The sequence below is a fragment of the Micromonospora sp. Utrum1 genome, from assembly GCF_057197805.1.
Window position 1 is genome coordinate 280530 of record NZ_CM170071.1, and the last position, 23964, is coordinate 304493.

Genomic DNA, 23964 nt, shown 5'->3' on the forward strand with positions numbered 1-23964 from the left:
CGGCGAGCGGCGAGCCGCGGGCCGCGAGCCGCGAGCCGTCGGCCTCAGCGGTTGCGGCGGCGGGCCTTCGGTCCGGTGGTCGGCGCGTTCGCACCGCTCTCCGGTGCGGCGACCGGCTCGCTCCCGACCGCCCCCTCCACCGCCGCCGATCCCGGCTCGTCACTGGCCGGGCCCGGCAGGACCGGTTCGCCGCCGGTCCGTGCCGTACCGCCGACCGGCGAACTCGACTGCGGCCTCCGCTGCGGTGGCACAGCCCGGCCACGTCGGCCGGCGGCGGCGCCCTCCGGTGCGGTGCTCGGGTCCACCGCGACGCTCGTGGCATCGGCCGCCGCGCCGAGCGGCGCAGCGCTGCCAACGGTCCGCCCTGCCGTCGCCGACTCGCGGACCGTGCCCGCGGACGTCACCTGCTCGCCGAGCGGGTCGACCGACGTGGCCGGGGCCGGTCCGGCCTCGCCGGTCGCGCGCTCGGCGCCCGGCGCGGCACCCGAGGCCCGCCGGCCCAGGAACCGGCGGCCCGGCCGCTCCGTCGCCGGCACCGGGCCGACCACGTCCGCGGGTCCGGCGGTCGGCGCCGTGAGTGGGTCCGGCCCGTCGCTGTGGACCTGGCCCCGCTCCCCGGTGCGCTGGCGGGGCAGGCTCACCTCGGGGCCGGTGGGCTGGTCCGGCCCGTCGCTGTTGAGCTGGTCCGGCTCCCCGGTGCGCTGGCGGGGCAGCCGCACGTCGGCGTGCTCGGTGGCGCGGCGGTCGGCCCGCTGGGCCAGCGCGGCGACCAGGACCGAGCCGCCGATCCCGGCGATCACCGCGTACGGGGCGATCAGGTGGGCCGACACCTGCTCGGCGGCGATCCCGGCCAGCCTCGGCACGGCCAGCAGGTACGCCAGCGCGACCAGCAGGGGACCGGCCGCCCCGGAGGCCGCCGCCCCGACCCGTCGCTCGGGCGAGCGGACCGCCCGCCGGGCGGCCAGGATCCCGATCACCAGGGCGGACCCGAGCGAGAGCAGCGCGCCGGGCCAGTAGAAGTAGTCACGGATCCAGAACCGGCCGCTGTCCGCGCTGATCTGCCAGATGCCGAGCTGGGCGGTGGTCAGGCCACGGCCGGAGAGCACCCCGTCGATCACCGAGACCACGGCGAGCAGCCAGAGCCAGCCGGTGGTGGCGATGAGGTTGGTGGCCGCGGCCCGGGTGTGCAGTGCCCAGGTCGCCAGCAGCCCGCCGAGCACCAGCCCGGCGGCGGCGTACGCGGCGGCCACGGCCTGCGGCGAGGACGTGTCCGGCACCCGGGCCGCCCGCGCCGGCACGGCCACCAGCAGCACGGTGATCAACGCGCCGACCCCGGCGGCGAGCGCGAGGCCGAGCCGGGGCAGGCTGCCCGCCGGCTCGTCGTCGTTCGCGCGGCGCAGTCGTTGGGCGCAGACCGCGCCGGCGATCACCGAGGTCGCGGAGATCCAGGTGGCCCAGGCGAGGCTGGCCACCCAGGCGGCCTCGACCCGGGCGGCGCCGGCCGGCGCCCAGTTGATGATGCCGAGCCCGTAGCCGAAGCCGAGCTGCGCGGCGCCCGTACCCGCGGCGACACCGAGTGCGGCGGCGGTCGATCCTCCCCAGCCCCGTCTGGCCATGCCGGGCAGCGTAGCGTCCCAGGGTCGGCGCGGCGAGGGGTGACGAAGGCCGGACCGGCCGCGGCCGGCTTGGTGGCGCCGGATACGGTCGCCGGTGATTGAGGCGGGGGACGCGATGACGGACGAGGGTTACCCGGACCGGCAGCCCGGGGTACGCGACGAACCGGCGCCGGACCGGACGAGGCTGCTCCTCGGTGGCGGCCTGGCGGCGGTCCTGCTGGCGGTCATCGGGGCGAGCGGCGGCTGGGTCCTGGCCGGGGAGTCGGATGGGCCCACCCCACCGCCCGCCGCGGCCCCCACCACACCCTCCGTGGCCGCCACCGCGCCCACTGCCGCGCCGCCGAGCACCGCCGCCGCCCGGCCGACCGGTACGCGCACCACCACTCCCGCCGGTCTGACCGTGCCGCCGCTGGTGGGCACCGACTTCGAGCAGGCCCGGCGGGAACTGCGGGACCGGCGGCTCGGCTGGCGGCTGGTGTTCGGCAGCGGCTCCGGCCGTACCGTCGAGCGAACCTCGCCCGCCCCCGGTACGCCGGTGAAGCGCGGCGTCACGGTCACCCTCTGGGTCGCCGGGCCGCCGCCCGCCGTCTCCGTGCCCGACCTGCTCGCCCAGAGCTGCGCCGACGCGGCGGACGACCTGGTGGCGGCGGGCCTGTACCCCCGCTACCGCACCGGTCGCCAGGGTCCGGTCACCGCGCAGGACCCGGTCCCCGGCAGTTCGGTCCGGTGGAACGACCCGGTCGCTCTCACCTGCGGCGACGAGCCCACCACGGCACCGACCGCCAGCCTGCTCCCCGCCCAGTGACCGGCGGCCCGGCGCGCTGATGCCCGCCGGTGGCCGGACGGACCACTACCGTGGACGATCGAGGGCCAGGCCGCCCGGTCCCGGTGGGGAGAGGACGTGCGATGAGCGACGATCGTCAGGAGCCACCCGCCGGAGACCCGGACGCGACCAGGGCGCTGCCCCCCGACCGGAGCGGCGCCGACCCGGACGCCACTCGCGCGATACCGCCGGAACCGGCCGGCGCCGAGGACGTCGAAGCGACCAGGGCGATGCCGCGGGAACCGGCCGGCGACGCGACGCGCCCGCTTCCCCGCGGGGACGGTGCCGGAGCGCGACGGCCGGTCGACGCCACCACCCGCCAGGAGCCGGTCGGTCCCCCCTGGTCCGGCCGTGCGGGAGTGCCGCCACCGCGGCCGGCCGGTTACCCGGAGCCCGCCACCGAGTGGTACACCGAGGAGCAGGCGAGTCGCCGCTGGTGGATGCCGATCCTGCTGGGCCTGCTCGCGCTGCTGCTGATCGCGTTGATCGGCCTGGGTGTCTGGCTGGCTCTCCGCGCGGCGGATCGCGGCGCCGAGCCGGGCCTGTCGCCCTCGGCCGTGCCGAGCACCGCCCCGCAGACCAGCGCCGCGCCGAGCAGTTCGCCGCCGAGCAGCCCGCCGACCACCACGGCGGCCGCCGAGGTGCCGATGCCGCCGCTGGTGGGGCTGCCCGAGTCCGCCGCCCGCGCGGCCCTCGACCGGCTGGGTGTGGACTACCGGGTGCGGCGCCGGGCGTCGGACCAACCGCCCGGTACCGTGATCGACACGAACCCGGCAGCCGGCGAGCCGGTCGCCGAGGGGGACCGGGTCACCGTCGTGGTGGCCGAGCCCGCGGAGGAGCCGACGACGGCCGCCGCCACCACGACGCCTCCGCCCACGGCCACCGCCACGCCCTGACCGTCACCACTGGCGGCGTCGGGTGCCGACCAGGCCCAGCCCGGCCAGCGAGATGGCGAGGCCGAGCAGTCCCGAGTAGAACAGCGACCGGCTGAGGTCGGTGGCGGCCGACGGGGGCTCGGCCAGGGCGGCGTCCCCGGCCCCGGCGCCGGCCTGGGCCGGGATCGACGGGGTGCCGAGGTCGTCGCCCGGCGCATCGGCCACCGGTGGGTCGACCCAGTCAGGCTCGTCCTCCGCCGGGTCGGTGGCCGCCCGGTTGCCCTCTCCGGCCACGGTGATCTCCGGAGCCGGGACGGGCTCGGTCAACTCCTGGGTCGCGGAGAAGGCGGGGTGGCGGACCATGAGCGCGAGTGCGGTCGCGGCGCCGAGGAACGCGAGGAGCCCGAGGGCGTAGCGGATACGGGAGCGGTGGTGCCGCCGCGCGGCGGGCAGATTGACCATGACCATCCCAGGTTCAGGGTCTGGAGCGCGCGGGGTGGAGCGTTTGCCGGGGTGGGCGTACCAATTCTATGGCGGTGGCACGCCCCCCGACCGGGATTCGTGAGGTCAGCCGACCCGGACCGGGGTCCGGGTCACCGGACGGCGGGCCGTCCGGACGGTGTGCGGACGCGGGGCCGGCGCGGCCTGGAGCTGCCGCAACCCGTCCTGCTGTACGAAGATCGACCGCCGGTTGACCGCGTCCCCCGCCGCGTTCAACTCGTAGCCGTCGAGCCAGAGCCAACCGTCGTAGGTCGGCCAGTCGAGCACCCGGATCACCCGGAACATGATCGGTCGGAGGAACTGGACACTCGCCGCGCGTGTCACGTGCAGTACGTCACCGGAGCGGGGAAGCACATGGGCTCCTGGGAGGATCGGCCGGCGGGCGGGCCGGCGAGGGCTGTTCGGGGGGACGGTTCGGTCCGGTGACGGGGGATCTGCCTCGTGGACCGGCTGATCAGTGGGTCGGTGCTGGTCGGGCCGTACCCGCGGTGGCGGACCGCCACCCGACCATCACCCGGCTGCTCCCGGTTACCGCTCCCGCCGCCACAGCCAAGCTGGCGTGCAGCGGCGGGGTCTTCATCCCGGGGCAGGTCGCGCGGCGCGGGACGGCTCCCCTCCTGCCGTCCCGCGGCCCGTGGTGCGACCACGCCCGGAGATCATGCGAAGACGGTGAGTAACCCGTGCCATACCGACAGAGTGCATCAGCGACGTGCTTCATGCAAGTTGCACGTCGACTTTTGCCGATACGCGAGCAGGACACGTGAACGGGACGCTTGAAGCCTCAGGTCCCGGGGCGGCACACTGGACGCCGGTTTCGCCCGTCGCGGCCGGTCGACGACCGGCACCACCCGTTGCCGCGAACGCTCGCCCGCCGTACGCCGGTCGCGCCCCCGGCGGGTGTGAAACCGGGCGCGACCGACCGGAGGTAGCCGGGTGCGTGCGAGGAGTGGGATTGCCCGTCCATCGACCCCGGGGGTGGCTTCGTGAGCGAGCGGCGCAGCCCGACCATCCGGCGTCGACGCCTGGGGGCGGAACTCCGCCGGCAGCGGGAAGCTGCCGGCATCACCATCGAGACGGTCGCCGAGCACCTGGAGTGTTCGGCGTCCAAGATCTCCCGGATCGAGACCGGCCACACCACCGCGACGCCGCGGGACGTGCGGGACATGCTCCGCATCTACGGGGTGGTCGGCGCCGAGAGCGACGAGCTGGTGCAGATCGCCCGCGAGGCCCGGCAGAAGGGCTGGTGGCATCCGTACAGCACGGTGCTGGTCGGGGCGTACGTGGGACTGGAGGCGGCGGCCAGCTCGATCCGGGCGTACGAACAACAGGTCGTGCCGGGCCTGTTGGAGACCGAGGAGTACGCGGGGGCGATGATCCGGGCCGCTCGGCCGGACTTCACCTCTGAACAGGTCGAACAGCGGGTGCGTGTCCGACTGGGCCGTCAGTCGTTGTTGACCCAGGACGATCCGGTCGATCTGTGGGTGGTGCTCGATGAGGCGGTGCTGAGCCGGCCGGTTGGCGGCGACGCGGTGATGCGTGGCCAGCTCAAACGGCTGGTGGAGGTGGCCGAACTGCCGAACGTGACGTTGCAGGTCCTGCCCTTCGAGGTGGGTGCGCACGCCGGCATGGACGGGACCTTCACGATCCTCAGCTTCCCCGAACCGAGTGATCCCGATGTCGTGTACGCGGAGAACGCCACGGGTGGGCTCTTCCTCGAGAAGAGCGACGAGCTACAGAAGTACAGCTTCATCTTCGATCACATTCGAGCAGCGGCCATTCGCCCGGAGGAATCCATCGCACACATCGCAAAACTGGCAGAGGAGCCGTTGTGGAAATGGCGACCAAGGAGTTCCCCGTGGACCTGACGCAGGCGACATGGTTCAAGAGCTCGAAGAGCGGGCCGAACTGTGACAACTGCGTGGAGGTCGCGTACGTGACCGGGGCGGTCGGCGTCCGGGACTCGAAGGACAAGACGGGCCCGGCCCTGATCTTCGCCCCGGGTGACTGGCACGCCTTCGTCGCCGGCGCCAGGGACGGTGCGTTCCCCGGGAAGTGATCCGGCGACGCCCCCCAGAGCGTGGTCCCGCCCGGCAGCGTCGCCGGGCGGGACCATTTCGTCGCGCCCCGGCCGGCTCCGGCCACCCGTCGCCAGTTCCGTCCCGCGTCGTTGAACCGCACAGATCGGCAACCGAGCGAGGCAGGCGAGACGGATGACGACGATCGGTTCAGAGAATCTGACCAACGGCCCGGGAAAGCCCGAGCGGTTCGGTGGCAAGTACCGCGGGGCGCGCCGGGACAGCGTCCTCACCGAGGTGGGCTCCGGTGAGGGCGAGATCGGCGGCCGGGACACGCCCGCCCCGGAACAGACCGGCCCGCCGCTCTCCCTGCCGTCGCTCGACCCGAACCCGCTCACCGAGCCGTCCTTCCCGCCGACCGGCTGGCCGATGGAGCAGCAGGAGTCCCTGGTGGACCATCCGCTGCTGCGCGGGCTGCTGATGGAGCTGCCGCCGAAGGGCAGCGTGCCCCCGCCGGGCTGGCTGGACCGCTGGTTCGAGGCGACCCGGGCGATCCTCGAACTGCTATACGTGCAGGGGGCGGGCCGCACGCGCTGACAGCGTGGCGGCCGGTGGCAGCGCCCGCTCGGCGAGCCGGTTGTGTCGCAGGGCATGGCGTACCCCGATCGCGATCACGGCGAGCACCGCGACGGTGATCGCGGGCCCGGTGACCGCCGGTCGCGCGAACAGATCGACCCCCGCGGCCGGGAGCACTCCGCCGAGCACCGCCAGCGCGGTCACCTGGAGCGGCAGCCCGATCAGCGGGTGCGCCGCGGCGGCCCGCAGCCCCGGCGGCGCCGGGGTGTCCGGCGCGGTGGCGAACGCACCCGCGCCGGCCCGCAGCCACCGGACCCGGCGTACCGTGCAGACCGCCACGACCAGCGCCGGGGCCGCCGCGAGGGTGAGCCCGGCGGCGGCCCGGTCGAGCACCGTCGTGCCGGCGCTCTGCAGGCCCACCGCCAGGACGGCCGCGGTCAGCGCCAGGCCGGTCAGCACCAGCGCGGACAACCATCCGGTACGCCGGCGCAGCGCGCGGGCGCGGTCCAACCGGGGCAGGCTGTCCGCCACCACACCGGCGGCCAGCCAGACGGCGGCGACGGGGAGCAGCACGGTGAGATGCTCGTCCATGACCCCAGACTGGTCCGGATCGACGTTCCCCGAATCCGGGAGGGCACCCCGGTTCCTCCCGTACGCCCTCCCGTAGGGGTCATCCTTTCGACGTTATGGCGGATCCGACATGTTCACAGTGTTCTGACAGTTGACCTAGCCTCTTAACGATCGGTCAGTGTCGATTCGCCTGTGCCTCACCGGGCGGACGGTCCTGTGCCGGTCGGAGGGAGGTAGGGAGATGGGTCTCCCACACAGGTCCGTACTCGTCGGAGTGGCCGCCCTGACCATGCTCGCGGTCGCGTCACCCGCCGCGGCCGCCGAACCCACCGGCGCGATCCGCGCCGCCGGTGGTCCCACCGCGGTGGCCGACAGCTACATCGTGGTGTTGAAGGACAACGCCGTCGCGCCCAGCCGGGTCACCGAGACCGCGCAGCGGCTCACCGCCCGGCACGGCGGCACGGTCGCCCGCACGTGGCGCGCCGCGCTGCGCGGCTTCGAACTCACCGTCGGCGCGAAGGCCGCCGCGCGGATCGCGGCCGACCCCGCCGTCGCGTACGTGGAACAGAACCACACGGTCTCCATCGCCGGCACCCAGACGAACCCGCCGTCCTGGGGCCTGGACCGGATCGACCAGCGGAACCTGCCGCTGAACAGCTCCTACACCTACCCGACAACGGCGAGCAACGTGCGCGCCTACATCATCGACACCGGCGTGCTGTTCGGGCACAACGACTTCGGCGGCCGGGCCGTCTCCGGCTTCGACGCGGTGGACGGCGGCTCCGCCGACGACTGCAACGGCCACGGCACGCACGTCGCGGGCACGGTGGGCGGCTCCTCGTACGGGGTGGCCAAGGGCGTCCAGATCGTCGGCGTCCGGGTGCTCAACTGCCAGGGCAGCGGCACCAACGCCCAGGTGGTGTCCGGCATCGACTGGGTGACCGCGAACGCGGTGAAGCCGGCGGTGGCGAACATGAGCCTCGGCGGCTCCGCCAACAGTTCGATCGACACCGCGGTGACCAACTCCATCAACTCCGGCATCACGTTCGCCGTGGCGGCCGGCAACGGCGACATCCTGGGCAACCGCCAGAACGCCTGCAACTACTCGCCGGCCCGGGTCGCGTCGGCGATCACCGTCGGCGCGACGCAGAACAACGACGCCGCCGCGAGCTTCTCCAACTACGGCACCTGCGTCGACATCCTGGCGCCGGGCGTCAACATCACCTCGGCCTGGTACACGGGCAACACCGCGACCAACACGATCAGCGGCACCTCGATGGCGTCGCCGCACGTCGCGGGCGCCGCGGCGCTCGTGCTGTCGGCGAACCCGTCGTGGACCCCGCAGCAGGTGCGGGACAGCCTGGTCAACAACGCCACCCCGAACGTGGTGACCAACGTGGGCACCGGCACGCCGAACCGGCTGCTCTACGTGGTCAACGGCACCACCCCGCCGCCGACCAACGACTTCTCGGTCTCGGTGTCGCCCACCTCCGGCTCGACCGCGCCGGGCGGCTCGGTGACCGCCACCGTGGCCACCGCCACCACCAACGGCTCCGCGCAGTCCGTCAGCCTCTCCGCGAGCGGCCTGCCGAGCGGCGCCACCGCCTCGTTCAACCCGGCCACGGTGACCTCCGGCGGCTCGTCCACCCTCACCATCACCACGTCGGCCGGCACACCGGCCGGCACCTACGCGGTGACGATCAGCGGCACCGCGGCGTCGGGCACGAAGACGGCGACGTACTCGCTCACCGTCACCGGCTCGGGCGGCTGCACCGGGGCCGGCCAGAAGCTCGCCAACCCGGGCTTCGAGTCCGGCAGCGCCGGGTGGACCGCCACCTCCGGGGTGATCGGCCAGCACGGCTCGTCCGGCCAGCCGCCCCGCTCCGGCACCTGGAACGCCTGGCTCGACGGCTACGGCAGCTCGCACACCGACACGCTGGCCCAGTCGGTGAACCTGCCGGCCGGTTGCACCTCGTACAGCCTGAGCTTCTGGCTGCACATCGACACGGCCGAGACCACCACCGGCACGGCGTACGACACGCTGCGGGTGCAGGTGCTCAACTCGTCCGGGACGGTGCTGGCCACGCTCGCCACGTACTCGAACCTGAACCGGAACACCGGCTACGCCCAGCGCTCGTTCAACCTGGGCGCGTACGCCGGCCAGACCGTGCAGATCAAGTTCACCGGCGTGGAGGACGTCAGCCTCCAGACGTCGTTCGTCATCGACGACACGGCGGTGAACGTCTCCTGAGCCAACCTCTCCCACCGGCGTCCGGCGGTCCCCTTCGGGGTGGCCGCCGGACGTCGTGACGGGGTCAGACGTCGAAGGTGGCGGGGCGCTCGGTCGCCGGGGGCGGCGGGGTGGCCTTCCACAGGCCGGTCTTCTGTGCGGCTAGGCGGGCCAGGTAGGCCGGGTTGAGGATGACGTAGCGGCGCCAGAGCCGCTTCGGCTCCAGGCCGAGCCGCCAGAGCCACTCCAGCCCGGCCCGCTGCATCCACGGCGGCGGGTTGCGCAGGAGCCCGGCGTGGTAGTCGAACGCCGCGCCGACGGCCATCTGCGGCATGTCCAGCAGCGGCCGCATGGCGTACGTGAAGATCTCCTGCCGGGGGCAGCCCAGGCCGACCAGCACGAGCCGGGCACCGCTGGCCTTGATCCGGTCGGCGATCTCGGCGTCCTCGCCCGGCTGGAGGGACCGGAACTTGGACGGCTCGACACCGGCGATCTTCAGCGCCGGGAACTTCCGCTCCAGGGCCGGGACCAGGCGGGACAGCGTCTCCTCGGTGGAGCCGTAGAGATAGACCGGCAGCCCCTCGTCGGCGAAGCGGGCGAGCACCCGGAGGGTGAGCTCCGGCCCGTAGACCCGGTCGGTGAGGCCGGCGCCGTGCAGCAGGTTGAGCGCCCAGCGCACCGGCTGCCCGTCGGGGGTGACCACGTCGAAGGAGTTGAGGCGGGCGTTGTGCGCCGGGTCGAGCACCCCGGTCATCACCCCGTGCACGGCCAGCGCCGTGAGGGCCAGCGGGCGGCGGTCGTGCGCCGCCGCCACCACCGCCTCGGTCGCCCGGGCGTAGTCGGTCGCGTCGACGAGTACGCCGAGCACGTTCCGCTTGGTGCCGGTGGTCATGCCTTCGGCACCCACTTGTCGACGTTCGCCTCGTAGATCTCGCGGAGGATCATGGGCACGTCGTAGGTGATCTTCCAGTTCGGGTAGTGCTCCTCGAACCGGGCCATGCTGCTGACGTACCACTGGTGGTCGCCGGTGCGGGCCTGCTCGACATAGTTGATCTTCGCCACCCGGCCGGTGATGTCCTCGGCGATCCGGAACGCCTCGATGTGCGAGGTGTTCGAGTGCCGGCCCCCGCCGAGGTTGTAGACCTGCGCGGAGCGCGGCTCGCGGAAGAACGCCTCGAACGCGGTGAGCACGTCGCGCGAGTGAATCGCGTCCCGGACCATCTTCCCCTTGTAGCCGAAGAGGTTGTAGGTGCGGCCCTCCATCACGCAGCGCATCAGGTACGCCAGGAAGCCGTGCAGCTCGGCGGCGGAGTGCGCCGGACCGGTCAGCGTGCCGCCCCGGAAGCAGGCGGTCTTCATGTCGAAGTACCGGCCGTACTCCTGGACCATCACGTCGGAGGCCACCTTCGAGGCGCCGAAGATCGAGTGCAGCGACTCGTCGATCGACATGTCCTCGGTGATGCCGTCGTACCAGTGGTGGCCCTCGGGCAGCTCGTAGCGGGTCTCCAGCTCGATCAGCGGCAGGGTGTTCGGGCGGTCGCCGTAGACCTTGTTGGTCGAGCAGTGGATGAAGGCCGCGTCGATGGCGTGCCGGCGGGTGTTCTCCAGCACGTTGAGGGTGCCGCCGGCGTTGACGTCGAAGTCGGTGTACGGCTCCTTGGCGGCCCAGTCGTGGCTCGGCTGGGCCGCGCTGTGGATCACCACGGCGATGTCCGAGCCGTACTTCTTGAAGACCTGCTCCAGGCCGTCCCGGTCCCGGATGTCCACGGCGTGGTGGGTGTAGGCGCGGCCCAGCTCGGCGGCGAGGCTGTCCAGGCTCCAGGCGGTCGAGCCGTCCTCGCCGAAGAAGTACCGCCGCATGTCGTTGTCGATGCCGACCACGTCGAGACCGAGGCCGGCGAAGTGCCGGGCCGCCTCGGAGCCGATCAGACCGCCCGAACCGGTCACCAACGCGACACTCACACGCCACTCCTGGTCCATCGGGGCAGGGAACCATCGGAGCATAGCGTGATGTCCGGCACGCCCCGATATGACGCGAGGGCCCCGCGGATTGCGGAGCCCTCGTGATGGTGGGGAAGGGGGGAGTTGAACCCCCACGCCCTTTCGGGCACACGGACCTGAACCGTGCGCGTCTGCCATTCCGCCACTTCCCCGTGGCTTGACCTGCAACACCGTATCTCATCCCGCTCCCGCCGCCTGCGGCGGGTGCCGGGACATATTACGCTGTGACCGGTCATCGCCACGAGCGATCACCGTTCGTGGCGGACGAAACTTTAGCACGACCGCTGGGCTGGTCACGAACGGGCCGCCGGCAGCTGGCCGAGCGGCGTGTGAGCTGCGGAGGCGGTGTCCGGATACCATCATTGCCTCGGGACCCGAGGAGGAGCCGGTGAGCGTGCTGCAACGCTTCGAGAAGCGTCTGGAAGGCCTGGTCGAGGGGGCCTTCGCCAAGGTCTTCAAAGGGGTGGTCCACCCCGTGGAGATCCTCAACGCCATGCAGCGGGAGGCCGAGGCGCACAAGGCGATCCTGGCCGGTGGGCGCACGTTGGTGCCCAACCGCTACGTGATCGATCTCTCGCCGTACGACCACAGTCGGCTGGCGCCGTACGCCGCCGCGCTGGCCCAGGAACTGGCCCAGTCGCAGGCGGAGTTCATCGGCGAGCAGGCGTGGACGGTCTACGGCGACGTGATCGTCGAGGTCGAGCGTGGTGAGGGGCTGGACACCGGCATGTTCCGGGTCACCGCGGAGGTCTACACCGGCGGCGACGTCGCCCCGGTCTCCGCGCCCGGTGGCTACGACGCCGGTCCCGCCTACCCCGCGTACGACCAGGGCGGCGGCTACGGCCCGCCGCCGGGGCAGGGTGGCCGCAACGTCCGCCTGGTCTCGGGCGACGGCCGCACCTACCCGCTCCAGATGGGCTCGACCGTGATCGGCCGCGGCGACCAGGCCAACCTGCGCCTGCCCGACGTCGGCATCTCCCGGCGCCACGCCCGGCTGGACTTCGACGGCGGCCAGGTCGTGCTGACCGACCTCGGCTCCACCAACGGCACGATGGTCAACGGCCAGCGCGTCTCCGCGGTCGCCCTGAACCCGGGCGACATGATCCAGCTGGGCACGACCACCCTGACCTTCCGCGTGGACGGCTGACCCGCGTTGCCGGAACTCGTCATCACCGTCGCCCGGTTCGGGTTCCTCATCCTGCTGTGGATCTTCGTGTTCACGGTGGTCGGGGTCATCCGCCGGGACCTCTTCGCGGGAGCCCGGTCGGGTCGCCTGGTGGCCGCGCCACGCGCGGTCGGGGCCTCGACCGGGCAGGCGGCGAGGCCGGCGAAGGTGAAGCGGGGCAGGGCGGCACACCAACTGGTGGTCACCGCCGGCCAACTGGCCGGCACCCGGATCACCCTCGGCGAGGCCCAGATCACCATCGGTCGGGCCGAGGACTCCACGCTGGTGATCACCGACGACTACGCCTCGGCGCGGCACGCCCGGCTCGTGCCGCGCGACGGGCAGTGGTTCGTCGAGGACCTCGGATCGACTAACGGCACCTACCTGGATCGCGCTAAGGTCACCGGACCAACCCCCGTCCCCCTCGGCGTGCCGATCCGGATCGGCCGCACTTCCCTCGAATTACGGCCATGACTCTGACCCTGCGCTATGCGGCCCACAGCGACCGCGGTCTGATCCGAGACGGTAATCAAGATTCCGTCTACGCCGGGCCGCGGCTGCTCGCCGTTGCCGACGGCATGGGCGGCATGGCCGCCGGTGACGTCGCCAGCAACATCGTCATCGGTGCCATGGCGCCGCTCGACGAGGACGTCCCAGGGGACGCCCTCGTCGACGCGTTGCGTTCCGCCGTCGGCACCGCCAACCAACAACTCCGCGACACCGTGGACGCCAACCCGCAGCTGGAGGGGATGGGCACCACGCTCACCGCGACCCTCTTCTCGGGCAGCAAGCTCGGCATGGTCCACATCGGTGACTCGCGGGCGTATCTCCTGCGCAACGGTGAGTTCGCCCAGATCACCAAGGACGACACGTACGTCCAGATGCTCGTCGACGAGGGCCGCATCAGCGCGGAGGAGGCGAGCAGCCACCCCCAGCGCTCGCTGCTCACCCGCGCGCTCGACGGCCGGGACATCGACCCGGAGTACAGCGTCCGGCAGGTGCTCCCCGGTGACCGTTACCTGATCTGCTCGGACGGTCTGTCCGGCGTGGTCAGCGCGGACACCATCGCCGACACCATGCGCGAATACACCGACCCGCAGCAGTGCGTGGAACGCCTGGTCCAGCTCGCCCTGCGCGGCGGCGGCCCGGACAACATCACGGTGATCATCGCCGACGCCACCGACCAGGACATCGTCGAGGCGTCCCCGATCGTCGGCGGCGCTGCCGCCCGGGATCGCGGGATGGCCACCTCGGCCGACGTCTCCACGCCGGCGGCCCGCGCGTCGGCGCTCGCCGCTCCCCGTGCGTCCGCGCCCGAGGAGCCGGTGGACACCCGCGACGACGAGTCCGAGCGGCGCGGCGGCCATCCGCTGCGTACCGCGGCGATGCTGCTGGCGCTGCTGGTCATCCTCGGCGGCGGCCTCTTCGGCGGGTGGAGCTACACCCAGCGGCAGTACTACGTCGGCGCCACCGACGACGGGCAGCTCGCGGTGTTCCGCGGGGTTCCGGGTCAGGTCGCCGGGCTCGACCTGTCCAGCGTGCACGTGACCAGCGAGGCCGAGCTCGACGACCTCACCCTGGCCGCTCAGGAGCAGGTCAAGCAGGGCATCCAGGCCAAGAGCGAGCCGGACGCCGAGCGCCGGCTGGCCGAGCTGACCAGCGACGACCCGGCCAACCCGAACCTGAAGCCGCTCTGCCCGCCCAGTCCGACGGTCGGGCCGGCCAGCCCGACCCCGTCGGCGACCGGCAGCCCGCTGGCCCCACCGGTCAGCGGCAGCGCCGTCCCGCCGGGCACGGCCACGGCCACGGCCGCCGCGGGGTCGCCCCCGACCCCGACGCCGACCACCACGCCCGACGCCGTCCCCTCCGACACCGTTCCGCCGGTCGACCCGGCCGGCTGCCGGTCGCCGGAGTGAGCGCCGGCTCGACCCCGAGGACGCATCCGTGACCGCAGCCGCCGCACCGGCAGCCTCGCCCGCCTCGACGGGCGAGCAGTCCGGCGTGCGCCTGGCCCGGTCCCGGCGCAACGCCGAACTGTCCCTGCTCCTGCTCGCCATGGTCCTGGTGGCGGCGTACGCGGCGACGGTCGAGGCGAACGTGCTGGACAAGGTCACCCCGGACTTCTGGATCCCGGCCGCCGCGCTGGGGCTGGTCTTCCTGGGTTTGCACCTCGTGATCCGGTGGCTGGCGCCGTTCGCCGACCCGGCGCTGCTGCCGGCGGTCGCCCTGCTCAACGGCATCGGCGTGGGCTTCCTGCGCCGCTACGACCTGGCCAAGGCCGCCCCGGAGCAGCGGGAGTCCCTGGCCACCTTCGCCGGCACCGGCGGGCAGCAGCTCGCCTGGACGCTGGGCGCGGTGGTGCTCGCCGCCGTGCTGCTGGTGATCATGCGGGACCACCGCTCGCTGTCGCGCTACGCGTACACCCTGGGGTTGGCCGGCATCGTGCTGGTGATGATCCCGGCGGTGCTGCCGGCGCGGTTCTCCGAGATCAACGGGGCGAAGCTCTGGATCATCGTGCCCGGGCTGGGGCAGATCCAGCCGGGTGAGTTCGCCAAGCTCGCCCTGCTCGCCTTCTTCGCCTACTACCTGGTCCGCAAGCGCGAGGTGCTCTCGCTGGCCAGCCGCCGGGTGCTCGGGGTCGACTTCCCGCGCGGCCGGGACCTCGGCCCGGTCCTCGTGGTCTGGCTGATCAGCCTCCTGGTCCTGGTCTTCGAGAAGGACCTGGGCACGTCGCTGCTCTACTTCGGCATGTTCGTGGTGACGCTCTACATCGCCACCGAGCGCGTGAGCTGGCTGCTCATCGGCCTGATCCTGTTCTTCGGCGGCGCCTACCTGGCGTACGTGCTGGGCAGCACGGTGGGTGGCCCGTTCGCCAACTTCTACGACCGGGCGCAGATCTGGCTGGACCCGTTCGCCGAGCCGTACGACCGGGGCTACCAGCTCGTCCAGGGCCTGCTCACGCTCGGCACGGGCGGCCTGTTCGGGGCCGGCCCGGGTGGCGGCCAGCCCACCCTGCTGCCCGAGGTGCAGACCGACTTCATCTTCGCCGGCATCGGTGAGGAGATCGGCCTCTTCGGCCTCTCCGCGCTGCTGGTGATCTACCTGCTGATCGTCGAGCGGGGGCTGCGCGCCGCGCTGGCGGTCCGGGACTCGTTCGGCAAGCTGCTCGCCGGCGGCCTGGCCTTCACCCTGGGCCTGCAGGTCTTCGTCATCGTCGGCGGGATCAGCAAGCTCATCCCGCTGACCGGTCAGACCACCCCGTTCCTCTCGGCCGGCGGTTCCTCGCTGATGGCCAACTGGCTGCTGATCGCGGTGCTGCTCCGGGTCTCCGACGGCGCCCGCCGGCCGGTGACCGGAGGTGGCGGCCCGGCGGCCCGGCCGTCGGGTGGGCCGCCCGAGCAGTTGCACGGTGCCCCCACGGAGGTGATCCGGCCGTGAACGCACCCCTGCGCCGCGTCGGCGTGGTCGTCATGATCCTGTTCGGGCTGCTCTTCGCCAACCTGAACTGGATCCAGGCCTACAAGGCGGACGAATACCGCAACAGCGACTACAACGGCCGGGTCCAGGTCGCCGAGTACGAGCGCAAGCGCGGCAACATCGAGGTCGGCGGCACCGCGGTCGCGCTCAGCAAGGAGACCGACGACGAGCTGAAGTTCCAGCGCACCTACCCCGGCGGGGCGATGTACGCGCACGTGCTCGGCTACAAGCCGGTCAACCTGAGCGACACCGGCATCGAGCGGCTGGAGAACGACTTCCTCGCCGGCACCAGCGATCAGCTTATCGCCAACCGGATCAAGGACATGTTCACCGGTGACCAGACCGGTGGCGGCAACGTGCTGCTGACCCTCTCCAAGCGGGCCCAGGAGACGGCGTACAAGCAGCTCAACGACAACCAGGTCGGGGCGACCCGGGGCGCGGCCATCGCGATCGACCCGCGCACGGGTGCGGTGCAGGCGCTGGTCTCCATGCCGAGCTTCAACCCGAACCCGCTGGCCAGTCACGACACCACCGAGGCGACCGCCGAATACAACAAGCTCGACAAGGACAAGGACCGCCCGCTGGCCAACCGGGCGCTCGCCGAGACCCTGCCGCCCGGCTCCACCTTCAAGATCGTGGTGGCCGCGGCGGCGCTGGAGAACGGCGTCACCCAGCAGACCGAGATCCCGGCCGGATCGAGCTACACCCCGCCCACGTCCGGCTCGCCGATCCGCAACGCCGCGCCGTCGATCTGCCCGCAGGCCCAGGTCACCCTGCGGACGGCGGTGACCGAGTCCTGCAACACCGGCTTCGCCCAGCTCGGCGTCCGGCTCGGCGCGGACAAGATCAAGGAGAAGGCCCGTCAGTTCGGCTTCGAGCAGGAGGACCTCACCGTCGGCGAGTCCGGCGAGAAGGGCGGCCTGCCGGTGGCGGCCAGCCGCACCGGGGACATGCAGAACCCGGACGGCAGCACCGACCCGGCCGCGCTGGCCCAGTCCTCGATCGGCCAGAACAACGTGCGGATGACCCCGCTCCAGGGCGCGCTGATCGCCGCCTCGGTCGCCAACGACGGCAGCCAGATGCGGCCGTACCTGGTCAAGCAGCTGCTCGGGCCGGACCGCACCACCGTCTACGACGCCGCCAAGCCGCGCGAGCTGCGCCGGCCGATCAGCGGCCAGGTCGCCGGCGACCTGCGGGACATGATGGTCAACGTGGTGAAGGACGGCACCGGCAAGAAGGCCGCCATCAGCGGCTACACCGTCGGGGGCAAGACCGGCACCGCCCAGTCCGGCCCGGGCACCCCCGACCACGGCTGGTTCATCGGCTTCGCGCTGGACAAGAACGGCACCCCGGTCTCGGCGGTGTGTGTGGAACTGGAGCAGGCGGGCAGCGGCGGCAGCGCCGAGGCGGCCCGGATCGGCGGCCGGATCATGGCGGCGGCCATCGCGGAAGGCCGCTGAGATGCTCAGCCCGGGGGTGCAGCTCGGCAACCGCTACCGCCTCGACGAGCGGATCGCCAGCGGCGGCATGGGTGACGTGTGGCGTGGCACCGACCAGGTGCTGGGCCGGACGGTCGCGGTCAAGAGCCTGCTCCCCGCCCTGCTCGACGAGCCGGGCTTCGCCGAGCGTTTCCGCGGCGAGGCGCGCACCATGGCCACCATCAACCACCCGGGCGTGGTCGACGTCTACGACTTCGGCAGCGACCAGCAGATCGCCTTCCTGATCATGGAGTACGTGGAGGGCGACGCGCTCTCCTCGACGCTCAGCCGGGTCGGCCGGCTCACCCCGGCCCGGACGATGGCCCTGCTCGCCCAGGCCGCCGACGCGCTGCACGCCGCGCACGAGAAGGGCATCGTGCACCGCGACGTGAAGCCCGGCAACCTGCTGGTCCGGCCGAACGGCACGCTGGTGCTCACCGACTTCGGCATCGCCCGCTCCGACCTGGTCGGCCAGCTCACCGCCGCCGGCTCGGTGCTCGGCACCGCGTCGTACATCTCGCCCGAGCAGGCCACCGGCGCGGTCGCCACGCCCGCCTCGGACGTCTACGCGCTCGGCGTGGTCGCTTACCAGTGCCTGGCCGGCCGGCGGCCGTTCGAGGGGGACAACCCGCTCGAGATCGCCATGAAGCACGTGCGCGAGGCACCCCGGCCGCTCCCGGCCGACATCCCGCCGCAGGTCCGGACCATCGTCGAGCGGGCCCTGGCGAAGGACCCGGCGGCCCGGTGGCCCAGCGCCGCCGCCCTGGCCAGCGTCGCCCGGCAGGCCAAGCTCGCCCTGTCGCAGCAGGCGCGGGGCGGCCACCCGATCTCCGGCGTACCCGCCTCGCCGGCGGCGCCCGCCGCGCGGGCGCAGGTCCCGACGGCCACGCGACCGCAGCCCCGCCCACCCGCGGTGCCGGCCCGCCCGCCGGTCGCGCCGCGCCCGACCGCGGTGGCGCCGGCCCCGCAGCCACGCCCGCCGGTGGCGCCGCGCGGCGCGGCGGCCGTCCCGCCGCCCCGGCAGCACAACCCCCTCGGGTACGCCCGGCCGCCGGTCGCGCCCACCCCGCGCCGGTCCCACGCCGGGCGGTGGCTGCTGGCCATCGTGTTGGCCGTGCTGGTCCTTGTCTGTTCCGGGGTGATTTCCTACCAGATCCGGAACAACGCAGCGGCCGGTGACCCCGGCGCGCTTGCTCCGGTGAGCGTGACCTCCGGCGCGGTGCGGGACCACGGGGGCGACTATCCGCTTCCCACGTCGTACCGTCGTGGGGTACGGCTCCAGCCGGCTGGCGGCGAGACGACGACGAGCGAAGGACGAGAGACGCGATGACAGCGCAGGCCCGCCTGCTCGGTGGCAGGTACCAGGTCGGCGAGCTGCTCGGCTACGGCGGCATGGCGGAGGTGCACCGTGGTCGCGATCTCCGGCTCGGTCGGGATGTCGCGATCAAGATGCTCCGGACCGACCTGGCCCGGGACGCGACCTTCCAGATGCGGTTCCGCCGTGAGGCGCAAAACGCTGCCTCGCTGAACCACCCGGCCATCGTCGCGGTCTACGACACCGGCGAGGAGACCGCCCCGACCGGCGAGACGTTGCCGTTCATCGTGATGGAGTTCGTCAACGGGCGGACCCTCAAGGAGGTGCTCGGCGCCGAGGGCCGGCTCCAGCCGCGCCGGGCGCTGGAGATCTGCGCCGACATGTGCGCGGCGCTGGAGTTCAGTCACCGGCACGGGATCATCCACCGGGACATCAAGCCCGGCAACGTGATGCTCACCCAGACCGGCCAGGTCAAGGTGATGGACTTCGGTATCGCCCGGGCGCTGGCCAGCGGCGCCACCACGATGACACAGACCAGCGCGGTCATCGGCACCGCGCAGTACCTCTCCCCGGAGCAGGCGCGCGGCGAGGCGGTCGACGCCCGCTCCGACGTCTACGCGGCCGGCTGCGTGCTGTTCGAGCTGCTCTGCGGGCACCCGCCGTTCGTCGGGGACAGCCCGGTCAGCGTCGCCTACCAGCACGTACGGGAGCAGCCGCCCACGCCGAGCACCATCAACCCGGACGTGAACCCCGCCGTCGACGCCATCGTCCTCAAGGCGCTGTCGAAGAACCCGCTGAACCGTTACCAGAGCGCCGGCGAGATGCGGGCGGACCTGCTCCGCGCCGCCGCCGGTCGGCCGGTGCTGGCCACCCCGGTCATGCCGGCCGAGGAGACCATGCCGATGGGGCCGGCCGCGGCCGGCGGCGGCTACCAGCAGACCCAGGTGATGGGCCCGCAGACCCGCCAGCAGCCGCCGGCCCGGGTCGGCGACGCGCGCAAGCGGAAGAGTTCGGCCTGGGTGATCGCCACCTTCGCCGCGCTCGGCGTGCTCGCGGTCATCGCCCTCGCCACCGCCCTTTGGCTCAACCAGACCGGCGTCGAGAAGGTCTCCGTGCCGCAGCTGCAGGGCCAGACCCAGGCAGACGCGCAGGCCGCGCTCACCCAGGCCGGGCTGCGGTTCACGGCGGGCGAGCCCGTGCAGAACAGCACCTGCGACAAGGGCACCGTGGTCGGCCAGAACCCGCCGTCCGGCCAGCGGGTGGAGAAGAACAGCGCGGTCACGGTCCAGATCTGTGGCGGCCCGAAGCAGGTCACCATCCCGCCCGGCCTGGTCAACTCCACGCTCGAGAACGTCCAGGCACAGCTGGAGAACCTGGGCCTCAAGGTCGACGTCAAGGAGGTGGACGGCAGCGCCCAGAAGGGCACCGTCACCCAGGTCGACCCCAAGTCAGGCAGCAAGGTCCTCGAGAACTCCACGGTCAAGGTGGAGGTGTCCCGGGGCAACGTGAACGAGGTGCCGAACGTCCTCGGCCTCTCCAAGGAAGAGGCGACAAGGCTGCTGGAGAACTCCGGCTACAAGGTGCGGACGCTGGACGGCGACGAGGTGACGCCCGACAAGGTCGGCAAGGTGAGCCGGCAGACTCCCAAGGGCAACACGAAGCTGGCTCGTAATGAGCGGGTGACGATCTACGTCGACATTCCCCTGCCGGAGCCGACCGACAGCGCCAGCCCGGGCAGCCCGACGCCGAGCACGACGCCGACCTCTCCCGGCACCGGGGGTGGCCTGCCGTTCCCGACCTCGCCGCCCGGCCGGTTCGACCAGCCCTGACCGAACAGCTTCAGACAGGCGAAGTGCCGGTGTCCGGTCGACCCGGACGCCGCCACTTCGCGTAGCCGGGTAGCGACCCCTCAGGCCGTAGCGAAGGCGGCGCGGCGGCGGGCGTCGACCTCGGCGGCCAGCTCCGGGGCCCGCTCCAGCGCCTGCGGGAAGCCGCAGACGGCGAGCCAGTTGGCCAGCATGAGGTGGCCACCCTCGGTCAGCACCGACTCGGGGTGGAACTGGACGCCCTCGATCGGCAGGGTGCGGTGCCGCATGGCCATCACCACGCCGGAGCCGGTCCGGCCGGTGACCTCCAGCTCGTCGGGAAGCGTCTCGGGCAGGACGGCCAGCGAGTGGTACCGGGTGGCGGTGAACGGGTCGGGCAGGCCGGCCAGCACCCCCACCCCGTGGTGGCTCACCAGGGAGGTCTTGCCGTGCAGCAGCTCCGGCGCCCGGGTCACCGTCGCGCCGAACGCCTCGCCGATGGCCTGGTGACCGAGGCAAACCCCGAAGAGGGGAAGCTTGCCGGCGTACTCCTTGATCACGTCGAGGCAGATGCCGGCGCGGTCCGGGCTGCCCGGCCCGGGCGAGAGCAGCACTCCGGCGGCGCCCACCCGGCCCACCTCGGCGACGTCGATCTCGTCGTTGCGCCGCACCTCGCAGCCCACGCCGAGCTGGCCCAGATATTGCACGAGGTTGAAGACGAACGAGTCGTAGTTGTCGATCACGAGGATGCGCATCGGGGTCACCTGCTCGGGGTGGAGGGCGGGGCGTTGTTCGTCTCGGTGCTGTAGGGGATCTCCTCCTCGGACGGCCGCTCACTCGGCTCGGTGAGCCCGCCGTCGTCGCCCGGCACGCCGGAGTCCTGGGTGACCTGCACGTCGTCGAAGGGGAGGAGGGGTTCCGCCCAGGGGAAGACCACGAACCAGAGCAGGGCGACCGTCGCGGCGGCCAGCAGCACCGAGCCGATCAGCTTCCCGGGCAGCCCGAGCGGCAGCTTCCGCCAGATCCAGCCGTACACGCCTCAGCCCTCCAGCTCGGCCGGGCGACCCGCCGCCTTGGCCTGGACGTGGTCCAGCCGTGCGTGGATGATCAGCCGCTGGTAGTTGTCGAACTTGGGGTTGCAGGTGGTCAGGGTGAGCAGCTTCTCGGTCGGCTGCTCGCTCGGCTTGCCGGGCACCGGCGCGACGACCTCGACCTGATAGGGCTTGACGATCCGCTGCTGGTAAACCCTGTAGACGAACCACTCGCCCTGGGTCTCGACCACGATGGCGTCGCCGGCGCGCAGCTCGTCCAGCCGCCAGAAGGTGGCCCGGATGCGGTGCCCGGCCACGGCGAAGTTGCCCACCTGGCCCGGCATGGCGCTCTTCGGGTAGTGACCCGGGGCGTACCGGATGTCGTCCGGCGTGACCCCCTCGACCACCACCCAGTGCTTGTCGAGCTTTGGGATGTAGAGCCCGGCTACCGGCTTGCCCTCGGCCGGCGGCTTCGGCTTGGTGCTCGGCCCGGTGGTCGGGCCGACCGTCGGGTCCGCACCCCACTCCTGGGCGAGCTGGCTGCTCAGGTCGTTCTGGTGGGCGTCGACGATCACCGCCTTGCCCCAGATCTCGTAGCCGGCGAACAGCAGCACCACCAGGCCGAAGGTGATCAGCACTTCGCCGGTGCCCCGCACGATCGTCCGCAGCCGGGAACCGACGGTGGGGCGGGTCAGCTCGGAGTAGACGCTCTTGTAGCCCTCGCCGGTCTGCTCCGGCCGGAGCCGCACCACCCGCTCGCCGCGGCGGGGACTCGGCGGCTCGGCCGCGGGGGTGGTCTCGTCGCCGCCACCGCCGCCGGTGTCCCGGACCGGGGGCACCGCACCCATGAGCGCGGTGGAGTCCAGCGCCGGAGCGGCCGCCGGGCGGCTGACGGCCGGGATCACCGCGGTCGCCCCCGGGTCCGCCGGGCTGGTCGCCGGACGCGCCGCGCCGCCGTCGGCCGGCCCTTCCGGCCGGGGTACGCCGGCTCCCGGCGCGCCGGGACGCAGCGGCCCACCGGCGGGCCGGCGCTCCGGCCGGTCGCCCAGCGGGGGGATGAACGCGGTCGGCGCGTCAGCGGGAGCGGGCGGCCGTACCTCGGCGGTCGGTGCGTCGAGCCGGCGTCCGGGCTCGTCGGGGATCCTGTCGGGTCCGTCGTGGCCGCGACCGCGCTGGTACGGGTCCGCCCGTCCGTCGGAGGTCGGCAGCGGCCCGCGCGTGCCGGGACCGTGCTGCCGCCCGTCGAGCCGCCCACCAGGGCCGTCGGCGGGCCGCTGTGGCGTGGCTGGCAGGCGTCCTTCGGACCGGGCGTCAGCGGGCCGTTCCGGTGTGGCGCCGCGCGCCGGCGGTGCCGTGTCGGACCACCCCGCCGGGGGGCCGCCGGTGGGGGGCGGTGACACCGGCCGGGCGGCGGGCGCCGGCGGGCGGCTCCGGTCGCCGGGCCAGGCCGGCGGCGGGGACGCGGGCGGGCGCGACGGGGCCGGCCGTTGTTCGGTGGCCGAGGGTGGCGCCTCCCGGTCCGGCCAGGGCAGGTCGAGCGGGGGGCGGGGCGGCGCGGGCGCCGGTCGGTCGACCTTCGGGAGGAAGGCGGTCGGGTCCTCGTCCTGGTCGCGGTGGCGCCCGTCCCGCTCCCGGGGGACGTCCGGTGTCACCTGGGCACCTTCGCCGACTGCAGTGCGGTCGAGTCCTCGAACGCCGGCACCGTGACCGTGGAGACGGTCTCGGAGTAGCCGAGCTGGTAGTGGTCGACGGCTTCCCTGAACAACCGGACTCCCTCAGACGCGGCGAGCTCCCGCTGGAAGGCGGCAGGGTCGCCGATTGCCACGATCTTGAAAGGAGGGGAGTACACCCGGCCGTGCAGCAGCAGGGTGTTTCCGACGCAGCGTACCGCGCTGGTGCTGAGCACGCGGACATTCATGATTGACATGGCCTCGGCGCCGCCCGCCCAGAGCGCATTCACGACCGCCTGGACGTCACCCTGGTGGACGACCAGGTCGTCGTTGCTGGCACCTTTGGGCAGGCTCTGGTCGGCACGCCGGGGCGCGTCGTTCAGTTCGATGGTGATGCCGCTGCCGGTGAGCGCCGTGAACCCGGCGGCCTGCCGGCTGGCGGCGGCCCGGTCCCGCTGCGCCTTGATCGGCCCGTCGGCGCCGGCCAGGGCGCCGGTCTGCTCCTCGACCTCGGCGCGCAGCCGGGCGGCCTTCGCCTCGCTGGCCGCGACCTGCTCCCGCCGGTCCTCGATCAACTGGGTGAGCTGGGGGCGCCGGTCCTCGCGCAGCGGGGTGCCGCCGGCGGTGGTCGCGGTCGTGGTGAACAGGAGCCCGGCCGCGGCGGCGATCAGGGGGACGCCGATCGACCATCCCGGGCGGCGCTGGCGCGGCCGCCGGGGCAGCAGGCCGACCACCGCGCGCCGGAGGACCTTCTGCCAGGAGGCGGCGCCGGACGTGTACTCCACCGGGCGTTCCCTTTCCCGTCGTCTCGTTCCG

Annotated in this window: 23 protein-coding genes and 1 tRNA gene; 13 read left to right on the forward strand and 11 right to left on the reverse strand. The window is 73.1% G+C overall.

The window, feature by feature from the left end:
- Positions 1-44: 44 nt before the first annotated feature.
- Positions 45-1616, reverse strand: coding sequence for a hypothetical protein (locus tag AC0OLQ_RS01345; RefSeq protein WP_484529870.1), 1572 nt, complete (start codon positions 1614-1616; stop codon positions 45-47).
- 115 nt (positions 1617-1731) lie between these two features.
- On the opposite strand from AC0OLQ_RS01345, the gene AC0OLQ_RS01350 reads away from it, so the two are divergent.
- Entirely contained in the window at positions 1732-2421 is a 690-nt protein-coding gene (locus AC0OLQ_RS01350) for a PASTA domain-containing protein (protein WP_484529871.1), read from the forward strand.
- A gap of 101 nt (positions 2422-2522) precedes the next feature.
- Positions 2523-3335, forward strand: coding sequence for a PASTA domain-containing protein (locus AC0OLQ_RS01355; RefSeq protein ID WP_484529872.1), 813 nt, complete (start codon positions 2523-2525; stop codon positions 3333-3335).
- Between the two features lie 3 nt (positions 3336-3338).
- On the opposite strand, the gene AC0OLQ_RS01360 is transcribed toward AC0OLQ_RS01355, so the two are convergent.
- Positions 3339-3782 carry a hypothetical protein gene (locus AC0OLQ_RS01360; protein ID WP_484529873.1) on the reverse strand — a complete coding sequence of 148 codons (444 nt, stop codon included), beginning with the start codon at positions 3780-3782 and terminating at the stop codon, positions 3339-3341.
- 99 nt (positions 3783-3881) lie between these two features.
- Positions 3882-4169, reverse strand: coding sequence for a hypothetical protein (locus AC0OLQ_RS01365; protein WP_357331966.1), 288 nt, complete (start codon positions 4167-4169; stop codon positions 3882-3884).
- Between the two features lie 629 nt (positions 4170-4798).
- Between AC0OLQ_RS01365 and AC0OLQ_RS01370 the strand changes: the two genes are divergently transcribed.
- The 3 genes from AC0OLQ_RS01370 (at position 4799) to AC0OLQ_RS01380 (ending at position 6427) form a co-directional block, all read left to right on the forward strand.
- Entirely contained in the window at positions 4799-5680 is an 882-nt protein-coding gene (locus AC0OLQ_RS01370; RefSeq protein WP_484529874.1) for a helix-turn-helix domain-containing protein, read from the forward strand.
- Positions 5650-5871, forward strand: a complete 222-nt coding sequence (locus tag AC0OLQ_RS01375) for a DUF397 domain-containing protein (protein WP_357331970.1) — start codon at positions 5650-5652, stop codon at positions 5869-5871. The genes AC0OLQ_RS01370 and AC0OLQ_RS01375 overlap by 31 nt, the downstream gene beginning before the upstream one ends.
- A gap of 154 nt (positions 5872-6025) precedes the next feature.
- On the forward strand, positions 6026-6427 hold the full coding sequence (locus AC0OLQ_RS01380; RefSeq protein WP_484529875.1) for a hypothetical protein: 402 nt from the start codon (positions 6026-6028) through the stop codon (positions 6425-6427).
- Here AC0OLQ_RS01380 and AC0OLQ_RS01385 read toward each other — a convergent pair.
- Complete coding sequence (locus AC0OLQ_RS01385; RefSeq protein ID WP_484529876.1) at positions 6395-6997, reverse strand: hypothetical protein; 603 nt, start codon at positions 6995-6997, stop codon at positions 6395-6397. The two genes, AC0OLQ_RS01380 and AC0OLQ_RS01385, sit on opposite strands and share 33 nt — an antisense overlap.
- Positions 6998-7217: 220 nt before the next feature.
- Here AC0OLQ_RS01385 and AC0OLQ_RS01390 point away from each other — a divergent pair, with 220 nt between their 5' ends.
- Positions 7218-9227: a S8 family peptidase gene (locus AC0OLQ_RS01390; protein ID WP_484529877.1), complete on the forward strand. Its 2010-nt coding sequence runs from the start codon at positions 7218-7220 to the stop codon at positions 9225-9227.
- 64 nt (positions 9228-9291) lie between these two features.
- Here the strand turns inward: AC0OLQ_RS01390 and AC0OLQ_RS01395 are convergent, their stop codons facing one another.
- The 3 genes from AC0OLQ_RS01395 to AC0OLQ_RS01405 form a co-directional block, all read right to left on the reverse strand.
- Positions 9292-10098 carry a WecB/TagA/CpsF family glycosyltransferase gene (locus AC0OLQ_RS01395; protein ID WP_357331978.1) on the reverse strand — a complete coding sequence of 269 codons (807 nt, stop codon included), beginning with the start codon at positions 10096-10098 and terminating at the stop codon, positions 9292-9294.
- Positions 10095-11210, reverse strand: coding sequence for an NAD-dependent epimerase/dehydratase family protein (locus AC0OLQ_RS01400; protein WP_484529878.1), 1116 nt, complete (start codon positions 11208-11210; stop codon positions 10095-10097). Before AC0OLQ_RS01400 ends, AC0OLQ_RS01395 begins: the two co-directional genes overlap by 4 nt.
- Positions 11211-11273: 63 nt before the next feature.
- Positions 11274-11359 (reverse strand) — tRNA-Leu (locus tag AC0OLQ_RS01405).
- Positions 11360-11568: 209 nt separating this feature from the next.
- On the opposite strand from AC0OLQ_RS01405, the gene AC0OLQ_RS01410 reads away from it, so the two are divergent.
- The 7 genes from AC0OLQ_RS01410 (at position 11569) to pknB (ending at position 20471) form a co-directional block, all read left to right on the forward strand.
- Positions 11569-12354, forward strand: coding sequence for an FHA domain-containing protein (locus AC0OLQ_RS01410; RefSeq protein WP_357332861.1), 786 nt, complete (start codon positions 11569-11571; stop codon positions 12352-12354).
- A gap of 6 nt (positions 12355-12360) precedes the next feature.
- Positions 12361-12846: an FHA domain-containing protein FhaB/FipA gene (locus AC0OLQ_RS01415; RefSeq protein WP_357331981.1), complete on the forward strand. Its 486-nt coding sequence runs from the start codon at positions 12361-12363 to the stop codon at positions 12844-12846.
- Entirely contained in the window at positions 12843-14288 is a 1446-nt protein-coding gene (locus AC0OLQ_RS01420; RefSeq protein ID WP_484529879.1) for a PP2C family protein-serine/threonine phosphatase, read from the forward strand. Before AC0OLQ_RS01415 ends, AC0OLQ_RS01420 begins: the two co-directional genes overlap by 4 nt.
- 85 nt (positions 14289-14373) lie before the next feature.
- Positions 14374-15810, forward strand: a complete 1437-nt coding sequence (locus tag AC0OLQ_RS01425) for an FtsW/RodA/SpoVE family cell cycle protein (protein WP_484532524.1) — start codon at positions 14374-14376, stop codon at positions 15808-15810.
- Positions 15807-17309: a peptidoglycan D,D-transpeptidase FtsI family protein gene (locus AC0OLQ_RS01430; protein WP_484529880.1), complete on the forward strand. Its 1503-nt coding sequence runs from the start codon at positions 15807-15809 to the stop codon at positions 17307-17309. The genes AC0OLQ_RS01425 and AC0OLQ_RS01430 overlap by 4 nt, the downstream gene beginning before the upstream one ends.
- Before the next feature lies 1 nt (position 17310).
- Positions 17311-18657, forward strand: a complete 1347-nt coding sequence (locus AC0OLQ_RS01435) for a serine/threonine-protein kinase (protein ID WP_484529881.1) — start codon at positions 17311-17313, stop codon at positions 18655-18657.
- Positions 18654-20471, forward strand: coding sequence for a Stk1 family PASTA domain-containing Ser/Thr kinase (gene pknB / locus AC0OLQ_RS01440; RefSeq protein WP_484529882.1), 1818 nt, complete (start codon positions 18654-18656; stop codon positions 20469-20471). Before AC0OLQ_RS01435 ends, pknB begins: the two co-directional genes overlap by 4 nt.
- Positions 20472-20551: 80 nt before the next feature.
- On the opposite strand, the gene AC0OLQ_RS01445 is transcribed toward pknB, so the two are convergent.
- Genes AC0OLQ_RS01445 through AC0OLQ_RS01460 form a run of 4 tightly spaced genes read right to left on the reverse strand, consistent with a single transcriptional unit; the run spans position 20552 to position 23933 of the window.
- A complete protein-coding gene (locus AC0OLQ_RS01445) occupies positions 20552-21202 on the reverse strand; it encodes an aminodeoxychorismate/anthranilate synthase component II (RefSeq protein WP_484529883.1) in 651 nt (216 codons plus the stop codon).
- A 5-nt stretch (positions 21203-21207) separates the two neighbouring features.
- Positions 21208-21483, reverse strand: a complete 276-nt coding sequence (locus AC0OLQ_RS01450; protein ID WP_357331993.1) for a hypothetical protein — start codon at positions 21481-21483, stop codon at positions 21208-21210.
- Positions 21484-21486: 3 nt separating this feature from the next.
- The gene (locus AC0OLQ_RS01455) at positions 21487-23130 is read right to left on the reverse strand and encodes a class E sortase (protein ID WP_484529884.1); all 1644 of its coding nucleotides are present in this window, start codon (positions 23128-23130) and stop codon (positions 21487-21489) included.
- On the reverse strand, positions 23127-23933 hold the full coding sequence (locus AC0OLQ_RS01460) for a DUF881 domain-containing protein (RefSeq protein ID WP_357331997.1): 807 nt from the start codon (positions 23931-23933) through the stop codon (positions 23127-23129). The genes AC0OLQ_RS01455 and AC0OLQ_RS01460 overlap by 4 nt, the downstream gene beginning before the upstream one ends.
- Between the last annotated feature and the right edge of the window lie 31 nt (positions 23934-23964).

Excerpts from the sequence above, each read along its gene's own strand:
- AC0OLQ_RS01395 (WP_357331978.1), bottom strand. The coding sequence starts at position 10,098 with ATGACCACCGGCACCAAGCGGAACGTGCTCGGCGTACTCGTCGACGCG.
- AC0OLQ_RS01435 (WP_484529881.1), top strand. The coding sequence starts at position 17,311 with ATGCTCAGCCCGGGGGTGCAGCTCGGCAACCGCTACCGCCTCGACGAG.
- AC0OLQ_RS01390 (WP_484529877.1), top strand. The coding sequence starts at position 7,218 with ATGGGTCTCCCACACAGGTCCGTACTCGTCGGAGTGGCCGCCCTGACC.
- AC0OLQ_RS01380 (WP_484529875.1), top strand. The coding sequence starts at position 6,026 with ATGACGACGATCGGTTCAGAGAATCTGACCAACGGCCCGGGAAAGCCC.
- AC0OLQ_RS01445 (WP_484529883.1), bottom strand. The coding sequence starts at position 21,202 with ATGCGCATCCTCGTGATCGACAACTACGACTCGTTCGTCTTCAACCTC.
- AC0OLQ_RS01355 (WP_484529872.1), top strand. The coding sequence starts at position 2,523 with ATGAGCGACGATCGTCAGGAGCCACCCGCCGGAGACCCGGACGCGACC.
- AC0OLQ_RS01350 (WP_484529871.1), top strand. The coding sequence starts at position 1,732 with ATGACGGACGAGGGTTACCCGGACCGGCAGCCCGGGGTACGCGACGAA.
- AC0OLQ_RS01360 (WP_484529873.1), bottom strand. The coding sequence starts at position 3,782 with ATGGTCATGGTCAATCTGCCCGCCGCGCGGCGGCACCACCGCTCCCGT.
- AC0OLQ_RS01345 (WP_484529870.1), bottom strand. The coding sequence starts at position 1,616 with ATGGCCAGACGGGGCTGGGGAGGATCGACCGCCGCCGCACTCGGTGTC.
- pknB (WP_484529882.1), top strand. The coding sequence starts at position 18,654 with ATGACAGCGCAGGCCCGCCTGCTCGGTGGCAGGTACCAGGTCGGCGAG.
- AC0OLQ_RS01420 (WP_484529879.1), top strand. The coding sequence starts at position 12,843 with ATGACTCTGACCCTGCGCTATGCGGCCCACAGCGACCGCGGTCTGATC.
- AC0OLQ_RS01385 (WP_484529876.1), bottom strand. The coding sequence starts at position 6,997 with ATGGACGAGCATCTCACCGTGCTGCTCCCCGTCGCCGCCGTCTGGCTG.
- AC0OLQ_RS01400 (WP_484529878.1), bottom strand. The coding sequence starts at position 11,210 with ATGCTCCGATGGTTCCCTGCCCCGATGGACCAGGAGTGGCGTGTGAGT.
- AC0OLQ_RS01375 (WP_357331970.1), top strand. The coding sequence starts at position 5,650 with ATGGCGACCAAGGAGTTCCCCGTGGACCTGACGCAGGCGACATGGTTC.